The sequence below is a fragment of the Ruegeria sp. AB5 genome (assembly GCF_056542645.1).
In genome coordinates this window covers 115935-137761 of sequence record NZ_JBQGAE010000009.1, presented here as the reverse complement: position 1 = coordinate 137761, position 21827 = coordinate 115935, and the positions used below count along the sequence as shown (strand labels likewise).

Here is a 21827-nt window from a genome sequence, read left to right as displayed (position 1 = left end):
CAGCTGTTCTTGCGGACAGTTCGTTTGGAAGGAATCACCAATTACCTGACATGGAGCATCAATCGACCGAGTTTCAAAGGTGTCCAAGCTGACACGAAAACGTCCAAGCAAAACAAATTCGCGCAGTTTGCGATCCCCGTAAGGTTGGAGGAAAACGTGAAACCAGAGCAACTTAGAATGGCCCGTCACGCGCTTGGTTTGTCCATGAAGGAGTTTGCGGATTTGTCGCTGGTGTCACGCATGACAGTACATCGATTTGAGGCTGGAAAAAGCAAGGTAAACCACGCCATGATTGAGGCAATGCGCACCACACTTGAGGCCGAAGGTGTCCAATTCTTGCAATATGGCAGCATGTCTGACGGTATAGGCGTCGCTATCAAAACCAATCCCAAGTAAACGGAGACCCCGTTCGAGTATGAAATCAGAAATTCTCAGACATCTCACCTATTCGCTTGGCAAAGATGCCGAACATGCGTCGACATATGACTGGCGGATGGCGGTTTCGCTGACACTTCGCGACCGTATCGTTGACCCGTGGTTCGAAAGCACGCGCGAGACGTACCAATCCGGTGCTAAACGCGTTTACTACCTGTCCATGGAATTCCTGATTGGCCGGCTTGTGGAAGACATGACCGCCAACCTTGGATTGACGCAAGAGGTAAGAGAGGCTCTGTCCGAATTGGATCAGGAGGCGTCACTCGTCTTCCAAGATGAACCTGACGCAGCATTGGGCAACGGCGGCCTGGGTCGATTGGCAGCGTGTTTCATGGATTCGCTCTCCACCCTTGGTATTCCAGCTTACGGCTATGGAATTCGCTATGAACATGGGCTGTTCGAACAGAGCTTTGTCGATGGTCGCCAAGTCGAAAAGGCGGAAACTTGGTTGAACCAGCGGTTTGCTTGGGAGTTTGAACGCCCCGAAGCCTGTTACCGCATCTCTTTTGGCGGCTACGTTACCCATCACGACGGCAAAGCCGAATGGCATCCCGCTGACACGGTTCGGGCGCAGGCTTTTGATACGCCGGTGGTTGGCTGGAAAGGCGCGTGGGGCAACACTCTACGACTTTGGTCAGCCCGCCCCGAAAGTGAATTCGATCTAGAAAGCTTCAACCGGGGCGACTATTTGGCGGCCAGCCGGTCCGAGGCACTGGCACGTACGATTTCGCGGGTTCTATATCCTGACGATACCACCGATGCCGGCAAAGAACTGCGGTTGAAACAGGAGTACTTCTTTACCGCAGCGTCGATAATGGACTTGCTGCGTCGTTTCCTAAGCGATCATGGGGACATTCGTGAACTGCCGAATGCCGTTGCCATTCAGCTCAACGACACGCACCCGGCGATTGCCGGGCCCGAGTTGGTCCGTATTCTGGTGGATGAACACAACCTGCCAATAGAAGAAGCGATTTCGCTGGCGCGCCGTTGTCTTGGTTACACCAATCATACGTTGCTGCCCGAAGCGCTGGAACGGTGGCACGAAGGGTTGCTGGGCCGCGTCCTCCCGCGACATCTTGAGATCATCCGCGCCATTGACGAGCAACAGCAGCAAGAATTTCCCGGAAGCCCGCGCATTCTAAAACATGGCGAAGTCCATATGGGTGAGTTGGCCTTTATCATGGCGCATAAGGTAAACGGCGTCTCGGCATTGCACACCGATCTGGTGAAAGAAACAGTCTTTGCGGACCTGAACCGAATTCACCCCGCGCGGATCATAAATCAAACCAATGGCATCACACCTCGTCGGTGGCTGCACACCTGCAACCCGGTTCTGAGCGATCTGATCACCCGCGAGATTGGCGATGGCTGGGTCGCAGACTTGGAGCAGTTGAAACAGCTCAAGACCCGTGCCGGAGATCGCAGTTTCCTCAGCGATTTCAAAGACGCTAAACGCCACAACAAGGCACAATTGTCGAATTGGATCGCGGCTAAATGCGGCGTTTCGGTTGACCCCGATGCATTGTTCGACGTTCAGATCAAACGCATTCACGAATACAAGCGCCAGCTCATGAACATTCTGGAAACTGTCGCACTGTGGAACGAGATGCGGGACAATCCCGGAGCCGAGTGGACACCCCGGGTCAAGATATTCGGAGGCAAGGCCGCGCCGGGCTATCATGTCGCCAAGCAGATCGTCCGGCTCATCAACGATGTGGCAAAGGTCATCAACACGGACCCCTTGACTGGTGATCTTCTGAAGGTCGTTTACCCTGCCAACTACAATGTAACGATGGCGGAAAATCTGATCCCGGCAGCAGATCTGTCCGAGCAGATTTCAACCGCCGGGAAAGAGGCTTCAGGCACCGGCAACATGAAGTTCGCTCTGAACGGCGCGTTGACGATCGGCACGCTGGACGGGGCCAATGTCGAAATTCGCGAACATGTGGGGTCAGACAACTTCTTCCTTTTCGGGCTGACCGCACAGGAGGTCATGGAGCGACGCAAGCTGCATGACTACGCCCGCTCCGCAATTGCGGCCAGCCCTCGGTTGGAGCGTGTGTTGGGTCAGATTTTTGAAGGGTTGTTTTCACCGGAAGAACCTGGACGCTACCACGCGCTGATCGGGACGCTTTACGATCATGACTACTTTTTGGTCACCTGCGATTTCGACAGCTATTTCGACACTCAGCGCCGCACAGATATCGCCTATCGCAACAGTCAGAACTGGGCCGCGATGGCGTTGCAAAATACAGCCAGTATGGGATGGTTTTCGTCGGACAGGACGATCCGAGGATATGCCCGAGATATCTGGCAGGCAGACAGCGTTCTGACCAAACCCTTGGGTAAATCGGCATGAACAGGGACCTCTTCCAAACCGGGGATGCGGCCGCCATAGTTCAGGGCGACCATGGCGATCCGTTTTCGGTCCTTGGGTTGCATGAGGTCGATGGAAGATTGGTGATCCGCTGTTTCCACCCAGAGGCGGATGCGGTCGAAGTTTTGGACCGTAAGACCGGGCGAAAGGTTTGCGCCCTGTCCCCCGTTGACGCAGACAACGGCGTTTTTGCCGGAACAATTCCGCGCCGAAAAAAGCGGTTTCCATATCTGCTGCGCCTAACACGTCAAAGCGATAGCTGGACCGAGCAGGACCCATACGCATTTGGGCCGGTTCTTGGCGAAATTGACGAATATCTTCTAGGCGAGGGTACCCATGGCCAGTTGTGGCGTGCGCTTGGAGCGCATCTGATATCGCATGAAGGCTGCAACGGAGTACACTTTGCGGTTTGGGCGCCAAACGCGCGACGTGTTTCAGTCATCGGTGACTTCAATGGCTGGGACGGGCGCCGCAACGTGATGCGGCGGCGCGGCGCAACCGGAGTGCATGAGATTTTCATCCCCGATTTGGGCGATAGTGCCATCTACAAATTCGAAGTCTTGGGGGCTGACGGGCACCTGATGCCGGAAAAGGCCGATCCGCTTGGATTCGGGTCAGAACTCCCGCCCAAAACAGCCTCAGTTGTGCGCGATCTTGGGAATTACAATTGGTCAGATAGCGTATGGATGTCCAAGCGAGGTGCACGCCACAAAGTGGATCAACCGATTTCCGTTTACGAGGTGCATCTGGAAAGCTGGCGGCGTGTTCCGGAACAAAACGACAGATCACTAAGCTATCAGGAATTGGCGACCGACCTCGTTGCTTACGCCAGCGATATGGGCTTCACCCACATCGAATTGACCCCAATTTCTGAATATCCCTTTGGCGGTTCGTGGGGCTATCAACCTGTTGGGCTATTTGCTCCGACTGCGCGGTTCGGTACCCCTGACGATTTTCGAACGCTGGTAGATGCCTGCCATAAAGCTGATATCGGTCTGATCATCGACTGGGTGCCGGGTCATTTTCCGACCGATCCGCATGGGTTGGGGTGGTTTGACGGTTCCGCTCTTTATGAACATCTTGACCCGAAAGAAGGATATCACCCGGATTGGAACACGCTGGTCTACAACTATGGCCGAGCCGAAGTTTCCAACTATTTGATCGCGAACGCGAAATTCTGGATGGAGGAATACCATATCGACGGGCTTCGCGTCGATGCCGTGGCTTCGATGCTGTATCGCGACTATTCGCGGGCAGAAGGCGAATGGGTGCCAAATGTCCATGGCGGGCGTGAAAACCTTGAGGCCATCAGTTTCCTAAGACAGATGAACGAGGCCGTCTATGCTGCGTATCCCGACGCAATGACAATAGCCGAGGAATCGACGGCCTTCCCAGGTGTTTGCGCGATGACATCCGAGGGTGGGCTGGGCTTTGGTTTCAAATGGAACATGGGGTGGATGAACGACACCCTGCGCTATATGGCCGAAGACCCGGTGAACCGAAAATATCACCATGACAAGATGACCTTCGGGCTGCATTACGCGTTCTCCGAAAACTTCGTGCTACCGCTTAGCCATGACGAGGTCGTGCATGGCAAGGGGTCGCTGTTGGGCAGAATGCCGGGCGATGACTGGCAGCGATTTGCCAACCTGCGTGCCTATTACGGATTCATGTGGGGCCATCCGGGTAAAAAGCTGATGTTCATGGGGGGCGAGTTTGCGCAAAGTGCCGAATGGAACCATGAAAAAAGTCTCGATTGGCACCTTTTGGAGCAACCCAGCCACGCAGGTGTGAAACGGTTGGTTCGGGATCTGAACAGGCTCTATCGGGATACGCCGGCCCTGCACCAGAAAGACACGCGTCCAGAAGGGTTCGGCTGGATCGATGGCGGCAATGCCAACGACTCGGTTTTTTCCTGGCTTCGGTATGGCGCAGATGACAGCGCGCCGGTGTTTGTTGTCGCCAATTTTACACCCGTTACCCGGACGGATTTTCGTGTTGGCGTACCGCTAGCGGGCCAATGGGCCGAGCGATTGAACACTGATTCCATGTATTACGGTGGCAGCAATCAGGGCAACGGGGACGGACTCAACTCAGAACCAATTCCATCACATGGCTGCGACCAGTCTGTTGTTATGACGATTCCACCACTTGCGACCGTATTCTTTGAATTCAGCCGCGAATAGACCGGAACCAATTTTTGGGAGGACACGCTTTGAAACAAGATCGTCGCAGATTGGCCAATCAGACCATGGCCTATGTTCTTGCCGGTGGCAGGGGGAGTCGCCTAAAGGAAATGACCGACGTCCGCGCGAAACCGGCGGTTTATTTCGGCGGGAAAACAAGGATCATCGACTTTGCTCTGTCCAACGCGGTGAATTCCGGCATCCGGCGGATCGGGGTCGCGACACAGTACAAAGCCCATAGCCTGATCCGGCACTTGCAGCGGGGGTGGAGCTTTTTTCGGGCTGAACGGAACGAGTCACTGGACATTTTGCCTGCGTCGCAGCAGCTGAACGAAGACAATTGGTACAAGGGCACCGCGGACGCGGTGACCCAGAATATCAATATCCTGCGCGGTTACGGACCAAAATACATCCTCGTTCTGGCAGGAGATCACATATACAAGCAGGATTACTCGCTGATGATCGAGCAGCATGTACAATCCGGCGCGAAGGTGACGGTGGGTTGTATCGAAGTACCGCGCGAAGAAGCCAAAGGCTTTGGCGTCATGGATGTCGATGAAACAGACAAAATCCTTAACTTTGTTGAAAAGCCAGCCGATCCCCCACCGATGCCCGGTCAACCTGACATGTCGCTGGCCAGCATGGGCATTTACGTCTTCGAAGCTGAGTACCTGTATGACATTCTCGAGGCCGATGCGACGTCAGAGGCGTCAAGCCACGATTTCGGGAAAGACATCATACCGACCATCGTGGCCGATGGCGGTGCAATGGCGCATCCGTTCAGCCGGTCTTGTGTCATGTCAGGGCTTGAGGACAAACCTTATTGGCGCGATGTAGGCACTATTGATGCTTACTGGCAGGCCAATATTGATCTGACCGATTTCAAACCGGGCCTAGATATCTACGCCAACGATTGGCCAATCTGGACCTATTCCGAGCTGACACCCCCGGCAAAATTCATTCACAATGAAGAAGGCCGTCGGGGTCAGGCCGTTTCGTCGATGGTGTCAGGCGGCTGCATTATCTCAGGTTCATCCTTGTATCAGTGCCTGCTTTTTACGGGGGTCAAAACCCATTCCTTTTCCCAGCTGGAGGGCGCCGTTGCTCTGCCGTATTGCGAGGTGGGGCGCCGGGCATACCTGAAGAACGTGGTGATTGATCGAGGTGTAAAAATTCCGCCTGGGCTGATTGTCGGGGAAGATCCTAAACTTGATGCCAAGCGATTCAGACGGACAGAAGGCGGCGTCTGCCTGATTACCCAAGCGATGATCGACCAATTGGAACCGTGATATGAAAGTACTGATGGCCGCTTCGGAATGTGCGCCCCTCATAAAGACCGGAGGGCTGGCGGATGTCGTTGGCGCGCTTCCTTCTGCGTTGTCCGCGCATGGCGTCGAATGTCGCATTCTGTTGCCGGCCTATCCGTCGTTGCAACCCTTGCTAAGCGAGGGGCCTCAGGTCGCGCAGTTCAATGATCTGCCCGGCGGCTACGGTCAGCTTGTCTTGGTCTCGGTCGAAGGCTTAGACCTGCTGCTGCTGGATGCGCCTCAACTGTTTGATCGCCCCGGTCTACCCTACACGGATCCCGATGGTGTCGATTGGGCGGATAATCATCTGCGTTTTGGCGCTCTGGCGCAGGCAGCGGCACGGGTGGGGCTAGAAGGCGTTGACGGTTGGCAGCCGGATATCGTTCACGCGCATGACTGGCAGGCCGCTCTGACCCCTGTATATCTCAAGCAATCCGGCAAACCAGCGCCCAAGTCGGTTTTGACCATTCACAACATCGCATTTCAGGGCCGGTTCGGCCCGCACGTCCTGTCCGAACTGGGATTGCATGGGGATTTGTTTCATTCCGAAGCGCTGGAGTTTCACGGCGATCTCGGGTTTCTGAAGGGCGGCTTGATGTTTGCCGACCGGATCACGACGGTCAGCCCCACCTATGCCCGGGAAATCCTGACACCCCAGTATGGAATGGGTCTGGAAGGCGTCTTGCAGTCAAGAACAGCGATACTCAGCGGCATTCTGAATGGCATTGACACCGGTATGTGGGATCCCTCGCACGACCCTGCACTAGCCCGAAGCTATAACGCAAGAAGTCTGGGGCGGAAGCAAGACAATAGGTCCAAGATTGCGGAACGCGTCGGCCTGGATTCCGATGCCACGGGCCCACTATTTTGTGTCATCAGCCGCTTGACCGAGCAAAAAGGTCTGGATGCGCTGGCCGATGCTGTTCCAAACATCGTCGAACGCGGTGGCCAACTGGCGGTTTTGGGTTCTGGCGAACCTGCACTAGAACAAGCGTTTGTGGACGCCAGCCAGAGCTTCGCCGGTTCGGTCGGCGCGGTGATCGGATATGACGAAGCCTTTGCCCATCTGTTGCAAGGTGGATCTGACGCCATTCTGGTCCCGTCACGGTTTGAACCTTGCGGTCTGACCCAGCTCTATGGGCTGCGCTATGGCACCTTGCCCGTTGTCGCGCGTACAGGGGGATTGGCGGACACTGTGATCGACGCGAATGTCGCTGCACTGAACTCGGAATGTGCAACCGGATTTGTGTTTGGTGACGTATCTAAAACCGGCATCGAATCCGTATTGGATCGCGTATTCGCCTGCTATGATGACAAGAAGACGTGGCAGACAATGCAACGCACGGCCATGCGGCAAGCGGTAGGCTGGGACGAGTCGGCGATAGAGTATCTTCAGATGTATCAGAGTTTGAATGAATGAAGGATCTGGGACCCGCTCAACTGACAATTCAACCGGGTAGCCCGTCGCGGCTGGGTGCGCATTTTGACGGCGAGGGTGTGAATTTTGCCCTTTTTTCCGAGCATGCCTCGCGCGTCAATCTGTGCCTCTTCACTGAGGACGGCAAGACGGAACTGGTCCGATTGGCTTTGCCCGAACGCAACGGTGCCATCTGGCATGGCTACGTGCCCGGCCTGAAGCCCGGGGCCCTGTATGGCTATCGCGTGGAAGGCCCCTTTGCGCCCGAGCGGGGGCACAGGTTCAACGCCAATAAACTACTATTGGACCCCTACACGCGCGAGCTGCACGGAGTTGTCACCCATGACCCGGCAATCCTGGGTTACCTGCCCAATTCTCCTTATGGTGATCTGTCTTTCAGCGAGATCGACAGCGCGCCGTTTGTACCCAAATCCGTCGTTTCTCAGCCAGAAAGCTTTACCCCGGACGCAGTAACGCAGGGTCGGCGCTGGAACGGTACGGTCGTCTATGAGACGCATGTCAGAGGAGCGACCATGTTGCACCCTGACATCCCTGACAATGTAAAAGGTACCTATGAAGGGCTGTCATCGCAGCCTGTACTGGATCACCTGACACGACTGGGTGTGACGGCTGTGGAAATTCTGCCTGTCCATGCCTTTACTTCTGAGGGTGCGCTGCGCGCGCGATCCATGCGGAACTATTGGGGCTATAACACTCTGGGTTTCTTTGCGCCCGAACCCCGTTATTTCGGGCCATCCGGTGTATTGGGCTTTCGCGCGATGGTCGACCGGTTTCACGAAGCGGGGATCGAGGTCATTCTGGATGTGGTCTATAACCACTCTGCCGAAAGCGACCAGCTCGGTCCGACCCTGAGTTTTCGCGGGATCGACAACGCGTCATACTACCTGCTGCTGGATGGACAGCCTCGCTACTATGTGAACGATACCGGCACCGGAAACACGTTGCAGGTCAAGCATCCGTTTGTGCTGCGGATGGTGATGGACAGCTTGCGGTTTTGGGTGCAGAGCATGGGGGTCGACGGCTTTCGCTTTGATCTGGCAACGACGCTTGCCCGTGAGGCGCATGGGTTTGAAGTGGGTGGCGGGTTTCTGGATGCCTTGCGGCAAGACCCGATATTGGCAAGCGTAAAACTGATCGCCGAGCCTTGGGATGTTGGTCCGGGCGGCTATCAGCTGGGACGATTTCCACCCGAGTTTTCGGAATGGAATGACCGCTACCGGGACACGGTACGCAAGTTCTGGCGCGGCGACAGGCATTCGGCGCAGGACATGGGGTCGGCCTTGCTGGGCTCGGCAGAGCTGTTTGATACCAAGGGTCGGCAGGCTTGGTCTTCTGTGAATTTCGTGGCCTCCCATGATGGGTTCACATTGGCCGACACGACCCGATACGTTCAGCGCCACAACGCGGCCAATGGCGAAGACAATCGCGACGGGCATCATAGCAATTACAGCGACAATTTCGGCACAGAGGGCGACAGCGACGATCCTGAGGTGAGAACCGCGCGCCTGCAAAGGATGCGCAACATGCTGGCCACTGTCTTCCTTTCACAAGGCACCCCGATGCTGCTGGCTGGCGACGAGGGTGGCAATTCTCAGAACGGCAACAATAACGCATATTGCCAGGACAACCCTGTCAGCTGGATCGACTGGAGCACACTGGACAGCGATCTGGTCGCGTTCACCGCAGCAGTGTCGCGGTTCCGGTTCCAACATCCCGTATTGAGCCAGAACCGATTCCTGCACGGGGCACAGCGGACAGACGGGTTTCCCGATGTTGAGTGGCGTGCCATGGACGGATCTCCGCTGAATTGGCGCGATCCGGGATTGTCCAGCCTGTGTCTGATCCTGCGAGGTTGTGCCGAATGCGTGTCAGGAGACGCCATGTCTGATGTTGTCCTTCTGGCCTTCAACCGCGAAGATGAAGCGCTGGAGCTGTGCTTGCCGACCAGTGGAGACAGGGTTTGGTGGCAAGAAATCGACACCTCAGCCTCGCATCAGCCCTCCCGCCAAGTGAACTCTCCGGCGACGGAGATACCTGCAAACTCAGTGGCGGCCTTCGTCTTGAAAGGACAGTCGACGGAATGATGGGCAGCGACGACAGATTGCGTCGACTGGCGCAGGATTGTGGTATCCATCTAGGGTATGATGCCTGGGACGGAACGCATCAGAGATCGAGCCCGCCTACCCTGAAAGCCCTTCTGCGCGCATTGGGCATAGACGTCGATACAGACGGTGACGTAACCGAAGCTTTGCGGGCGCGCGACGCGGAACAAACAACTCGCGCATTACCGATCGAGCAGGTTGTTCAGGCAGGTGCGCCGTTTGAGTTTTCGCTGAATCAGCCTTGTGAATGGCATGTCCTGGATGAAAAGGACCGCGAAATCCAATCGGGCCGGGGGGATGTAAACCTGACGCTTCAACCCCTGCCTGTTGGGTATTTCACCCTGAAGGTGCGTGCCCCGGACCGCCGGTATGAAGTGTTCCTTCTGAGCCGCCCGGCACATGCGCCGACAATCACAGACCTAACCGGTCAGAAGAAGGGTTGGGGTGTTTCGGGCGCAGTTTATGGGCTGCGGTCCCGGTCAAACGGTGGTTTAGGAAATTACGACGATCTTGGTTGTTCGATGTCCGCCATGGGGCAATCTGGTGCGATGTATTTTGGGATCAATCCTATCCATGCGCTGGGATGGGCAGCAGATGACATCGTCAGCCCATACTCGCCAAGCCATCGCGGCTTTCTGAACACAGACCACATAGCCACGGGCACTCAGTTTGAACCTGTTCCCGATGGAAATTTGATCGATTACCAGGCTTTTCGAAAGAGACATCGCCCGACCTTGGAAGCGGATTTCGAGCGGTTCCAACAGAATGTGACACCGACGAAACGCCAAGCGTTTCAGGATTTTCGTCATGCCGAGGGCCAGGAACTGGCCCGCTTCGCCACGTTTGAAAGCACCAGCGAGGCGCATGGCAGCGACTTTCGCAACTGGCCTGCATTATTGCGTCTACCTGAAGGGACAACGTCAACGGCCCGGGACGAGTTTCACGCTTGGTTGCAGTGGCGGGCCTGTACTCAGATCGATGCGGCACAGGCGACCGCTGTTCAGTCCGGTATGGCGTTAGGACTTTACATGGATCTTGCAGTTGGGGCACGGCCCGGAGGCGCCGAGGTCTGGATGCATCAGGATTTGATTGCGCGGGGTGTCTCGATTGGGGCACCACCCGATCAGCTCAGCCCGGCCGGGCAATCATGGACTTTGGCGGCCTACGCACCCAACAAACTGTCCGGAAATCGCTACGAACCTTTGCGGACATTGCTGAGAAAACTGATGTCGCGGGCGGGGATCGTCCGGATCGATCATGTTCTTGGCCTGATGCGCAGCTTCTGGGTGCCCGAGGATGGGAGCCCGGGGGGGTACATCTCGCAACCCTTCGACGCGTTGCTTGCCGTGGTGGCCATCGAAGCCTCGCGCAATCGGTGCTGCGTCGTGGGCGAGGATCTGGGATTGGTTCCTGCTGGGTTTCGCGAACGCCTGAACGCCTCTGGCCTATACAGCTACGCGGTTTGGCAGTTTGAAGGTACAGATGACGGCGCAATGCGATCAGCACAGGATTTGCGCCCTTTCAGCATGGCGTGTTTCAGCACACATGATACGCCCACGATCAGAGGCTTCTGGCGCGGGCGCGATATCGAGTGGTGGCGAAGCATCGACTGGCTGTCGCGTGACAGGGCGATGGGGCTGCATGCCGCGCGGGCTATCCAGCGCAACTCACTGCGCCGTCACTGCGCCATTCCGCCACAGGCAGGTATGGAATACGTCTGCCACGCAGTGCACACGGAGTTGGGCAAGAGCCCGGCAGAATTGGTGACACTGCAGTTGGATGATTTGTTGGGCAGTGAACAGGCCCAGAATCTTCCTGGCACGATAGACGAGCATCCCAACTGGCGAAGACCGGCACTTGTAACTGTCGAGAATTTTGCTGGTGCGCAAGCCCTGAGAGACATGCGCAATTCGATGGAACCGGCGCGCGGTGCCTCCGTCACCGTTCAACAAAAGGAAATTGATGCATGTCTTTCGTAACGCTTCCCTGCACGCCGTTTGAAGGCCAGAAACCCGGGACCTCGGGACTACGCAAAAAGACAAGGGTCTTTATGGAACCCGGGTATCTTGAAAGCTTTGTGCAATCGATCTTCAACGCAATCGGTGGCGCGCGGGGAAAGACCTTTGTCATCGGCGGTGACGGACGGTACTTCAACACCGAAGCCATTCAGATCATTCTGCGCATGGCCTCTGCCAATGGCGCAGCCCGCGCCATTGTTGGACAGAACGGCCTGTTGTCTACGCCTGCCGCGTCCAATCTGATCCGTAAGCGCGAGGCCGATGGCGGCTTTATTCTGTCCGCCAGTCACAATCCCGGCGGCATCGACGCGGATTTCGGTCTGAAGTTCAACGGTCCCAATGGCGGCCCGGCCTCTGAGAGCTTGACGGAAGAGTTCTTTGCCCAGTCTCAGAATATCTCTGAATATCGCACGCTTGAAACCGGGAACATCGACCTCAGCAAGATTGGGGACACGACGCTTGACGCGATGGAGTTGGAAGTCGTTGATCCGGTCACTGACTACGCGGCGCTTATGCGCGAGATTTTTGATTTTGATCAGATCAAAGCCTTGTTGTCCGACGGATTCACCCTGCGTTTCGACGCAATGCACGCGGTCACGGGACCCTATGCCACCGCCATACTTGAGGAAGAGCTGGGTGCCCCAAAAGGTTCTGTACTGAACGCCGTTCCATCGGTCGATTTTGGCAAAGGACATCCCGATCCCAACCCGATCTGGGCAAAACCCCTGCTGGATCTGGTCATGTCTCCTGACGGTCCCGATTTTGCTGCCGCTTCGGATGGGGATGGCGATCGCAACATGATACTGGGCAAAGGCATCTACGTTACACCTTCTGACAGTCTGGCCGTGTTGGCCGCCAATGCACACCTTGCCCCGGGTTATGCCAATGGGCTCGCAGGGGTCGCGCGTTCAATGCCTACAAGCGCAGCCGTTGATCGTGTCGCTGAAAGTCTGGGACTGGACTGTTACGAAACGCCAACGGGCTGGAAATTCTTCGGAAACCTGCTGGACGCCGGGCGCATTACACTGTGCGGCGAGGAAAGCGCCGGAACCGGTTCGGACCACGTGCGCGAAAAGGACGGCTTGTGGGCCGTATTGCTTTGGCTGAACATTCTGGCCAAGCGTCGGATCTCTGTTCGCGACGTGATGGTAGATCACTGGCAGACTTACGGCCGCAACTACTATTCGCGGCATGACTATGAGGCCGTGGACAGTGCCAAAGCTTTTCAGATGATCTCTGATCTTAGTCGTAGATTGCCCCAGCTTTCGGGCAGCGCGGCTGGCAACCTCGTTGTCGCTACTGCAGATCAGTTTTCTTACACGGATCCGGTTGATGGATCTGTCAGCAAGAACCAGGGCGTGCGCATTGCTTTCGAGAATGGTTGCCATGGTGTGATCCGTCTGTCTGGAACAGGAACAGACGGGACAACAGTCCGAATGTATCTGGAGCAATTCACACCCAAAGGCGGGGACCTGAATATCGAAACACAAGCCGCGTTGAGCGAAGTTGCCGAGGCGATGGCATCGATCTCCAGATTGTCTGAGACGTGTGGGCGCACGACACCCGATATCATGACATAGCCCGTCTTGGGTGTGTGGTGTATTTGATAGTACCGCTAGCGATCATGGTATGTTCGATGGATTATCTGTTGTTCGCGTCGAACTCACCGCGCCAATAGTAGCTATTGCGCCGCCGGGCTGACTGCGATCAGACCGGATTCCTGCTCCTGCATAACCCTCGAACCTGCGCTTGACACTAGTCAACGTCCACGCGTTCGGCGATGCAGTGCCTTAGACCCGCTTCATGGGCGGGGGAACACGACCTTGTTCTCGGCGGATCTTCTGTGGAAGCGAACGATGTGGACATTCGGGCGGTTTTCATCCAGCGAAGCATGATATTGCCACCCGTGGTGTCCGAAACCGGTCCATTCGCCGGGTCACGAGCGCGCTGGCTTGGGCTGGAGCTGCATCAAGAATCTGGGCTACGGAATGCAGCAGCCGGTTTCTACCTCGCCTTAGTTTTTCCGTTGTCCTGAGCTTGTCGGACATGAAGGCTCCGTGATCGTTGAGGGACCGTTCGCACGAAACTCTTCATACCTAACAATGCTTGCAGCCGTGTCTTCGTCACACGTGGTCCCCATGGACGGCGCAACGGGACCAGCTAAGGTGCAGCCCTGATTGTGGCGAATGGCAATGCTCAACAGGGCCAGATGCCAACGCTTCCATTCCCTTAAGAACAGATAGTAAACGGATGCTCAAGCTATGCGCACGAGTGGAACGCCAAACTTGCCAAAATCTAAGCGGCAGTCCACTTTGGAGCTCTCGAAACCACCGAAGAAGCGAACGTAGAATCTTGGTGCCAAAGCCATAGCTACCCAGATAGGACGACCTAAGGCGGTCGCTCGACACTGCGTCGAATTTCAGTACTCGAGGTCCGCTTTGGCAACATTCGCTGCATATGACCGATCCTTGCCTAATCAGCCGCCGGGAAGTTTGGATGGTACGAACAGTCGCCAAAGGCTTGATTAAGTGACCAGAACTGGTCCAGCTTGGGAGTGTTGACCTCCATAGGCACAGTCGATCCGTAAGGAGCATCATATGATCGCTTTGCTATTTGCACTTTTTGCGAGCTCAATGGCGCTCGCGTATTTCAAACTAGTAAGATTCTCATACGCCATCTTTGTGCTTGCGCTTTTGATGAGCACTTATTGGCTGAAGTTTCACGCAACGACTGCACTTTCAATCCAGCTGTGAGATATTTCCATGTCACCTGAATTCGCCAGAACCTTAAACGCGCTTGGTGTCCTCGCAGTTTGCCTTGTGTTGGTCCTTGCCTTTTATTTTCAATTGGTTTTGTACGAGCTGCCCTGCCCGCTATGTCTGCTGCAACGTGTTGGCTTTGTTGCCGTTGGTTTCGGTTTGGGGCTGAACCTGCTTTGGGGCACGCGCGCAAGGAACTATGGAATAGTCCTTGTCGCGGCGATCTTTGGCATCAGCGTTTCGATCCGCCAAATCTTGCTTCACATCGTTCCGGGAACGGGACACTACGGTTCACCTGTACTCGGTCTGCACTTCTACACTTGGGCCGGAATTGCCTTTGGCTTGGTGATCCTCGGAACAGCGATAATGCTTGTCTTTGAAAAGCAATACGATCTTGCGTCAGACGTTAAGGCGACGGAAAGGTTCGGAGGAAGCCGATTGGCTAAAACGGCGTTTTTTTTGATCTTGTTTTTGGCGGTATTAAACGCCGGTTCGGCTCTTTTGGAATGTGGACCGGGCATTTGTGATGACCCTCCCACAGATTACAAGCTGCTTGATGAGCTTGAAAATTCGGCAAATTCATAGGCCAAAGGATACGCTCAAGTCCGTATTGAGACCCGCTTTGAAACTCGATTAACCGTCGGGAAGAAATCGAGGAAAACCCATGTCCGTTGCCATCAACGGCCAGCTCGCAGATATACTTGAGGCCGTAGCTCGTAGAGAAGAGAAAGTACGTGCGTATAGACATCAGTCAGTGTCTGGCGCTCAGGCCGTAAGGCTGACGCCGGTGTTGACTCCAAAACGCTCCAGATTGATGGCTGCCAATCGCGGTCAACAAGGGGTTCGACGCGGCTGTCGTGGTCACGACCGGTGGATCGAAGGCTATTGAAGACCGTGTGTCCTGAAAGACCGCCAAGGCCGTAGGGTGACTTGACGCAACAGGTGGTATATTGGTTGGGATGCAGATCGTATACGAATTGACCTGTGGACTGGATAGACTGGCGTGCTCCTATAGGGTAGTCCAGTCCCCCACCTTCTGAGCGACAAATTCCGGGCTATTGTCCGACCTTATGTATTCCGGCGGGCCGCGCAGTATGAACAGGTCTGTCAGTGCATCAAGTACATCCGTAGAGTTCAGTTTTCGGTCCAGGAGGATCGTCAGGGCCTCCCTGGTGTATTCGTCGATGATGTTCAGCGTCCGATAGGCACGACCATCAGCGGTGCGATCCCGAACGAAGTCATAGGAGCAAAAATGGTTGGGCCGTTCGGGCCGCAGACACACGCATGACCCGTCGTTCAGCCAGAGCCGCCCCTTTTCTTCTGCTTTTGCGGCACTTTCAGCCCTTCACGTCGCCATATCCGCTCGACCCGCTTGTGGTTCACGCACCAGCCCGCATTGTTAAGCAGCCCCGTCACCATCCGATATCCGCAGCGCCCATACTTGTCCGCTAATTCAATGATGTCATCGGTCAGCCGTTCTTCATCGGTTCGGCCTTGCGGGATCTTACGTTGCCTGGATCGGTGCTGACCCAATGTGCGGCAGGCACGGCGTTCAGACACACCAAGCAACTGCCGCACATGGTCGATACATTTACGGCAACTCAGTTGGAAATTCACGAATTCCCCAGTCTCAGATACTAAAAACTCCAAGTATGTGATTTTGTTGCTGCCACAGTTTCAGCATCCAACTGATACGACAGCACGCGTTGGAACGTTTACGCATATCTGGACATGTCGTGATTGGCGAAGAAACGTCAGACATGTCCAACGCTTGTTTTGGCGCAGGTCAATTGCGCCCCACAGCAATAAACGATGGGTCCCGGTCCTAAGAAAACGGTCAGCCAACTGGAATAGTCCATTTACGCAGTTAGTTGTTTCGTTTTCTTTGGCCTTCCAAAAAGGGTCGCCGGTTGTTGTCGGACAACCGGCTAATCTCTCTTCCGTTGCGCATCCCTGACAAGAGCAGCAAGCCGATAGAAACCGTGAGCCATTTTTGTGTAGGGCGTCAGGAGAAAAAGCGCCAGGACCGATCCAAGATGGATAGCAAGCAGCGCAGGCATCAGTGCCGATGACCCCAGAGCGTAGAGAACAAGCCCGCTCAACCCTACAAACCCAAGCAGCAAGATGAAACCGATGTCTCCGCCCCAGGCTGAAACGTCACCGAGGTTGCGGTCCGATTTCTGTTTCAGCATGACCATTGCGCAGCACCCGACGGTAAGCAAAACACCCCCCGACACGCCAAACAGTTTTGGCAATGACCAGAACCCGTAAGGTGCGTGCAGGCCAAGCCCATAGTGCATGACCGTTGCGACCGTGGTTGACGCGAAACACAGCAGAAACCCGTACATGATCGCATGATGCACGAGGCGGCGTGCTTGGCTAAAGCGGTCTTCGTCCTCGAAATTGCATCCCTCCCCATGACCAGCAGCCAGGTCCTGCATTTTGGCTGCTCGGCTTAGCGCGGCTTTCACCTCGCCAGGTCGGATCGGCTTGCCTCCGACCTTTTGCCAATAACGTCGCAGGCTGATGCCAAGGTTAAATAGCTGAAGCACAAAAGCCGGAGCGAAGATCGCCACCATCGCGTTGTGAGAAAGGACAGCGTAGAAGCCTTCACCTCCCGTCGAGCCGATGGCGCGAATGGCCCAAAACAAAAGCGCGAAACCGACGACCAGAGCCAGGGCGATCGCTCCCCCATGGGTATGGAACAGGCGTGCCAAAGGCTGTGGCCATGCGAAGCTTTCCCAACTGTCGCGACGCACCTCAGCCAAAGCCTTCGGCAGGTTGAGGTCAAACTCGTGCGGGGCCGTATATTGGCAGGCGTAATAGCAACCTCGGCAGTTGTGACAAAGGTTGGCCAATTGCGTGATATCGCCGTCCGAGAACGCGCGTTCGGCATGAAGCGATGGAAAGACGGAACAATAGCCCTCGCAATACCGGCAGGCATTGCAGATTTCGGCCTGACGGCGCGCTTCCTCGATCAGGTCAGTTTGCATATGCGGCGGCCTCACGTCCTGCGATGCGTCCAAAAACGGTTCCAATGGTCATACCGAACCCGGCCAGATACCCCTGCCCCAAAATCGATCCAGCCATTGTTTCGCCTGCCGCCCAAAGGTTCTTGATCTTACCGTTTGGCGTCGAACAGCGTGCGGTCTCATCCACCTTCAGCCCGAGATAGGTGAATGTCACACCGGTGCGCAGCGAATATCCGTAGAATGGAGGTTCATCGATCGGACGTGCCCAGTTTGTCTTTGGTGGGGTCAGATCCGAAGTCGAAATGCCGTCCAGCTCGGTTGGATGAAAGCCACTGGTGTCGCCGCAGGCGGCGTTGAATTCAGCAACGGTCGTGTTCAGCTTGTCTGCGGGCAGGCCCATCATTTCGGCCAGTTCTTCCAATGTGTCCGCCTTTAATGGCGGGAAAACAGACGGCATGAACAGGTTCAGCGATTTGGCATCGATGATCACATAGCTCACCTGATCCGGCTGGCCTGCCACCAAGCGCCCCCAGATCGCGTAGCGTTTCGGCCACACGTCCTCGCCCTCATCGTAGAACCGCTCGGCGTTTTTGTTGACGACAATTGAGAATGGAACGCAGTCCAGACGGGTGACGATGCCACCGTCGAATTTCGGCGCGCGCCCGTCGATTGCAACTGCGTGGCATTGGGTTGGGTCGCCGACACTCTGGACGTGTTGATCCAACAGATCGGCCAGCACGACACCTCGGTTGTACGGCGTGCCGCGGATCAGAAAATTGCGCGCCGCTGGCCCCCACGCGCGATCCAGCCAATCGGTGTCGGCCTGAAACCCGCCCGAAGCGACAATGACCGCCTTGGGCGTGATGCGATGCGATTGCCCTTCACAGGTAAAATCCACCCATTCGATGCGGTCCCCGTTCAGTTCCAGATGCTTGACGGCCGCTTCGTACAGGACTTCGACGCCCAGCCCCGCCGCCGTCCTGTAGTAGGCGTTCACCAGTGATTTACCGCCCCCCATGAAAAACGCATTGGTTCGCGCAAGCGACAATGTTCCCGACAAAGAGGGCTGGAACCGAACCCCATGCTCCTCCATCCATGGCAGGCACTCCTCAGACGTGCGGATCGCGAGGCGCGCCAGATCTTTGTCGGTTTTGCCTCCGGTAACTTTGAGCAGGTCTGACAGGTATTCGTCTTCGCTGTAGTCTTCGACCAGCGGACCCAACGGACCGGAATGCATGCAGCGAAAGTTGCGGGTGTGGCGCGAGTTTCCCCCGCGATAGGGTTTTGGTGCTGTTTCAAGGATGAGAACGCGCGCGCCCTCTTCGGCGGCGGTCATTGCAGCGCAGAGGGCGGCGTTCCCCCCGCCAATAACAGCGATGTCGTAGGCTTGCGTCTGGTTGGCCATGTCGTTTCTGCCTATTGAGTTTGGTTGATCGTGCGGTCGCGTTCCTGCACGGCACAAATGCGACGGTGTACGCCCACCGCAGCCTCGGCCCGGTCCCCATCCAGCAGGCGCTGATACCGCGAGTTGCCTTGTGGTCCGGGCTGCAATGGGTCGTCCTGAAGGGTCATCACACACTTATTCGTAATCTTGCGTCCATTTGTATACATTTGGATACACAGTGAGTCAACTGTATTGGAATTGGTCTTTCGCCCACCTAGATCAACGCGCCTTCTGTTAAAAAAACGGGGCCGTGAGCTTCGATTAGATCACGGTCCGCACAGTATTAGGCGTGTCGGTGGGGTCTTCGACTACCCCCTGCTCTGTTTTCTGGAATTACCGAAATTGCTCATGTCGATTGCCGTCAACTTTAGTTTGCGCTGGACCAAGCCTCGGGGTTGACCATGTGAATCGGAGTTCCTTCGGCATAAGCGATCACCTGATCAAAGATGTCGGCAAATTGCAGGTCGAACTCATCCTCGGTCACAAAACCGATATGCGGTGTCGCAATCAGATTTGGATGCGCCAGCAACGGATCAGTTGGATCGGTCAGTGGCTCGGTATCGAACACATCAATTGCCGCATTGCCGGGGCGTCCGGCGTTGAGCGCCTCTAACAAAGCGCCCGGAGCAATCAGCCCGGCCCGTGAGGTATTCACAAACATCGCCCTAGGCTGCATCTGCATGAAATCCGATGCGGTGATGATTCCGTGTGTGTCCGGTTTCAGGCGCACATGGACCGAGACGACATCACTTTCGGCAAAAAACGCCTCTCGGCTCGATGCGACCTGTGCGCCATTCGCCTGTGCACGAGACCGGCCTTCATCAGACGACCACCAAACAACATTCATCCCAAACGCCTTGGCGTATCCTGCAACCGCGCGCGCGATACGGCCGTAACCATAAAGCCCGAGTTGGCGACCGCGTAGCGTTTTGCCCACCCCGGCCTGCCAGTGCCCCGCCTTGGCCGAGGCCATCTGCGCAGGCAAATCCCGCATCCCGGCCATGATCAGCGCCCATGTGAGTTCGGCCGCAGCATAGGACGGTGTGCCGCCATGCATGTTCGAACACAACAGGACACGCAGATCTGTGCAGGCAGGTACATCGACATGCGGATAGACACTGCGCTGACTGATCAACCGCAAGTTCGGCAGCTTTTCCAGCAAGGCGCGGGTAACTTTGGTACGCTCGCGGAACAACACCAGCACCTGAGCCTCCTGCAATCGCTCGGCCAAGACGTCTGTATCCTCGACATGATCCGTCCACACCGTCACCTCATGACCGGTGAGCTTCTCGAAACATGGCAAGCCGCGCAGCGTGTCGAACCAGTCGTCCAGAATGTGTATCTTCATCGGCTTTCAATACTCTGCTGGGTAGTGAGTTTTCTTGGCGTCGGCACAAAATGCTGAATGTCGAGCGCAGCCAGCGCGTTTCGGACGCGTTCGCTTTGGTCTAGCAGATGGTTGAATTGTTCGTCGCATCCCGCGATTGGGGTTGGGTACTCGGCCATATCCCGCCGCAAGGCTGCTTGTGCCAACCTGAGTTCCTGACGCGCGATATCGAGGCATTCCGTGTAGTTGTCCATCGAGACCTCCGTTACTGTATACCGTAGTATACTATTTGTAGATTACCCGATCAACTCCCCTTCCAGACCGATTGCGGCACATAAACATGCCCGTCTGCCAGCTTACGCGCAGTCCGCACAAGCCCAGCAGCATTCACGGTGAACCCATGGTTAGTGGCGAAATCCACCAACACGTCGATCTTGCCCGAGGCGTGTTCCAGAACAACTTCGGCTGGGCTTGTCGTGGGCCGATCCAGCAGACCATCCGCGATCGTGCCGGGCGTCAAAGCGCAGGACGCCATGCACTGCGCACCGGTAACTGCCATGGTCGGATGGGTCTTCCACGGCATGAAATACCGCACCGCAAGAGTTCCACCCTTTGTCGCAGGCGCGATAAGACCAAATTTGGGGGTCACCGACTTGGACACATCCCCCATCCCCATCCGTTCCCCGGCTTCGATCCGAACGGCCTCCATGCGGTCAAAAAAAGCACGGTTGTCGTCCAGTTCCTCGGCGCTTTCATAGCCCGTCAGCCCGAAGTCTATGGCGCGGGCAATAGTCATTGGCATAGCGACATCCATGCAGGTCAGCTCGACCCCTTGAACAGTGTCGCGCAAGTTGCCCGTGGGCAGGAAAGATCCGGTTGCGGACCCAACCACGCCCTTGAAACTCAGCTGCACCGGCGCAGACTGGCCCGGCACTCCGGCAATGCCCGTGTCACCCTCATAGGTCAGCTTGCCACCGGGCGTCTGGATCCGGGCCACGACGCGGGCTCCGGTGTTGACTGCCCGAATACGGATTTCGGTCTCATCGCCTTGTGGTTCGAACAACCCCATTTCGATGACGGCAGGGGCGACACCGGACAGGATATTTCCGCAGGTGGGTTTGAAATCGACCAGCTTTTCTTCGACCGCAACCTGCGCGAAGAAATAGTCGATATCGGCCCAGTCGTCTTCGCTGACCGATAGCATCGCGACCTTGGTGGTCACCGCTGCACCGCCGCCGATCCCATCGATGTTTAGCGATTGACCAGCCCCGAGGGCGGCAATCAACACTCTGGCCAGTGTGTCCAGATCCTCGGGCAGGTCCGAGCGACGGAAATACGGGCCCCGAGACGTGCCGCCACGCATGAAAACATAGGGGATTGCTGTTTGGGTCATCGGGTGCTCCCCGGCCAATGTGATGTCGTGTCTTTTCTGCCCGACCCTATGCGCAGGCCGGGCAGCAAC

The 21827-nt window shown here is 56.2% G+C and carries 17 protein-coding genes and 2 pseudogenes; 12 read left to right on the top strand and 7 right to left on the bottom strand.

The window, feature by feature from the left end; all coding sequences use genetic code 11:
* Positions 1-24: 24 nt before the first annotated feature.
* From ACR0L4_RS16040 to ACR0L4_RS15985, 12 genes and pseudogenes are all read left to right on the top strand, one after another.
* Positions 25-396, top strand: a complete 372-nt coding sequence (locus ACR0L4_RS16040; RefSeq protein ID WP_170752618.1) for a helix-turn-helix domain-containing protein — start codon at positions 25-27, stop codon at positions 394-396.
* Positions 397-415: 19 nt separating this feature from the next.
* The gene (locus ACR0L4_RS16035; RefSeq protein ID WP_480514162.1) at positions 416-2794 is read left to right on the top strand and encodes a glycogen/starch/alpha-glucan phosphorylase; all 2379 of its coding nucleotides are present in this window, start codon (positions 416-418) and stop codon (positions 2792-2794) included.
* Positions 2791-4998, top strand: a complete 2208-nt coding sequence (glgB, locus tag ACR0L4_RS16030; protein ID WP_480514161.1) for a 1,4-alpha-glucan branching protein GlgB — start codon at positions 2791-2793, stop codon at positions 4996-4998. The genes ACR0L4_RS16035 and glgB overlap by 4 nt, the downstream gene beginning before the upstream one ends.
* Positions 4999-5027: 29 nt before the next feature.
* Positions 5028-6287: a glucose-1-phosphate adenylyltransferase gene (gene glgC / locus ACR0L4_RS16025; RefSeq protein WP_480514160.1), complete on the top strand. Its 1260-nt coding sequence runs from the start codon at positions 5028-5030 to the stop codon at positions 6285-6287.
* A gap of 1 nt (position 6288) precedes the next feature.
* Positions 6289-7725, top strand: coding sequence for a glycogen synthase GlgA (glgA, locus tag ACR0L4_RS16020; protein WP_480514159.1), 1437 nt, complete (start codon positions 6289-6291; stop codon positions 7723-7725).
* Entirely contained in the window at positions 7722-9827 is a 2106-nt protein-coding gene (gene glgX, locus ACR0L4_RS16015) for a glycogen debranching protein GlgX (RefSeq protein WP_480514158.1), read from the top strand. Before glgA ends, glgX begins: the two co-directional genes overlap by 4 nt.
* Positions 9824-11824, top strand: a complete 2001-nt coding sequence (gene malQ / locus ACR0L4_RS16010; protein ID WP_480514157.1) for a 4-alpha-glucanotransferase — start codon at positions 9824-9826, stop codon at positions 11822-11824. The genes glgX and malQ overlap by 4 nt, the downstream gene beginning before the upstream one ends.
* Complete coding sequence (locus ACR0L4_RS16005) at positions 11812-13443, top strand: alpha-D-glucose phosphate-specific phosphoglucomutase (RefSeq protein WP_480514156.1); 1632 nt, start codon at positions 11812-11814, stop codon at positions 13441-13443. The genes malQ and ACR0L4_RS16005 overlap by 13 nt, the downstream gene beginning before the upstream one ends.
* Before the next feature lie 200 nt (positions 13444-13643).
* The gene (locus ACR0L4_RS16000; RefSeq protein ID WP_480514155.1) at positions 13644-13898 is read left to right on the top strand and encodes a hypothetical protein; all 255 of its coding nucleotides are present in this window, start codon (positions 13644-13646) and stop codon (positions 13896-13898) included.
* Positions 13899-13902: 4 nt separating this feature from the next.
* A pseudogene (locus ACR0L4_RS15995) lies at positions 13903-14040 on the top strand (hypothetical protein); the annotation flags it as partial.
* 420 nt (positions 14041-14460) lie between these two features.
* Entirely contained in the window at positions 14461-14616 is a 156-nt protein-coding gene (locus ACR0L4_RS15990) for a DUF5993 family protein (RefSeq protein ID WP_480514154.1), read from the top strand.
* Between the two features lie 9 nt (positions 14617-14625).
* Positions 14626-15207, top strand: a complete 582-nt coding sequence (locus ACR0L4_RS15985; RefSeq protein WP_480514153.1) for a disulfide bond formation protein B — start codon at positions 14626-14628, stop codon at positions 15205-15207.
* A gap of 436 nt (positions 15208-15643) precedes the next feature.
* Here ACR0L4_RS15985 and ACR0L4_RS15980 read toward each other — a convergent pair.
* From ACR0L4_RS15980 to ACR0L4_RS15950, 7 genes and pseudogenes are all read right to left on the bottom strand, one after another.
* Positions 15644-16218: pseudogene (locus ACR0L4_RS15980) on the bottom strand (IS3 family transposase); the annotation flags it as partial.
* Between the two features lie 332 nt (positions 16219-16550).
* Positions 16551-17615 carry a tricarballylate utilization 4Fe-4S protein TcuB gene (gene tcuB / locus ACR0L4_RS15975; protein WP_480514152.1) on the bottom strand — a complete coding sequence of 355 codons (1065 nt, stop codon included), beginning with the start codon at positions 17613-17615 and terminating at the stop codon, positions 16551-16553.
* The gene (tcuA, locus tag ACR0L4_RS15970; protein WP_480514150.1) at positions 17605-18999 is read right to left on the bottom strand and encodes an FAD-dependent tricarballylate dehydrogenase TcuA; all 1395 of its coding nucleotides are present in this window, start codon (positions 18997-18999) and stop codon (positions 17605-17607) included. Before tcuA ends, tcuB begins: the two co-directional genes overlap by 11 nt.
* 11 nt (positions 19000-19010) lie before the next feature.
* Positions 19011-19166, bottom strand: coding sequence for a hypothetical protein (locus ACR0L4_RS15965; protein ID WP_480514148.1), 156 nt, complete (start codon positions 19164-19166; stop codon positions 19011-19013).
* Positions 19167-19405: 239 nt separating this feature from the next.
* Positions 19406-20386 carry a D-2-hydroxyacid dehydrogenase family protein gene (locus tag ACR0L4_RS15960; RefSeq protein WP_480514146.1) on the bottom strand — a complete coding sequence of 327 codons (981 nt, stop codon included), beginning with the start codon at positions 20384-20386 and terminating at the stop codon, positions 19406-19408.
* Positions 20383-20619: a hypothetical protein gene (locus tag ACR0L4_RS15955; RefSeq protein WP_480514144.1), complete on the bottom strand. Its 237-nt coding sequence runs from the start codon at positions 20617-20619 to the stop codon at positions 20383-20385. Before ACR0L4_RS15955 ends, ACR0L4_RS15960 begins: the two co-directional genes overlap by 4 nt.
* A gap of 50 nt (positions 20620-20669) precedes the next feature.
* Positions 20670-21758, bottom strand: a complete 1089-nt coding sequence (locus ACR0L4_RS15950) for a 4-oxalomesaconate tautomerase (RefSeq protein WP_480514142.1) — start codon at positions 21756-21758, stop codon at positions 20670-20672.
* Positions 21759-21827 lie beyond the last annotated feature (69 nt).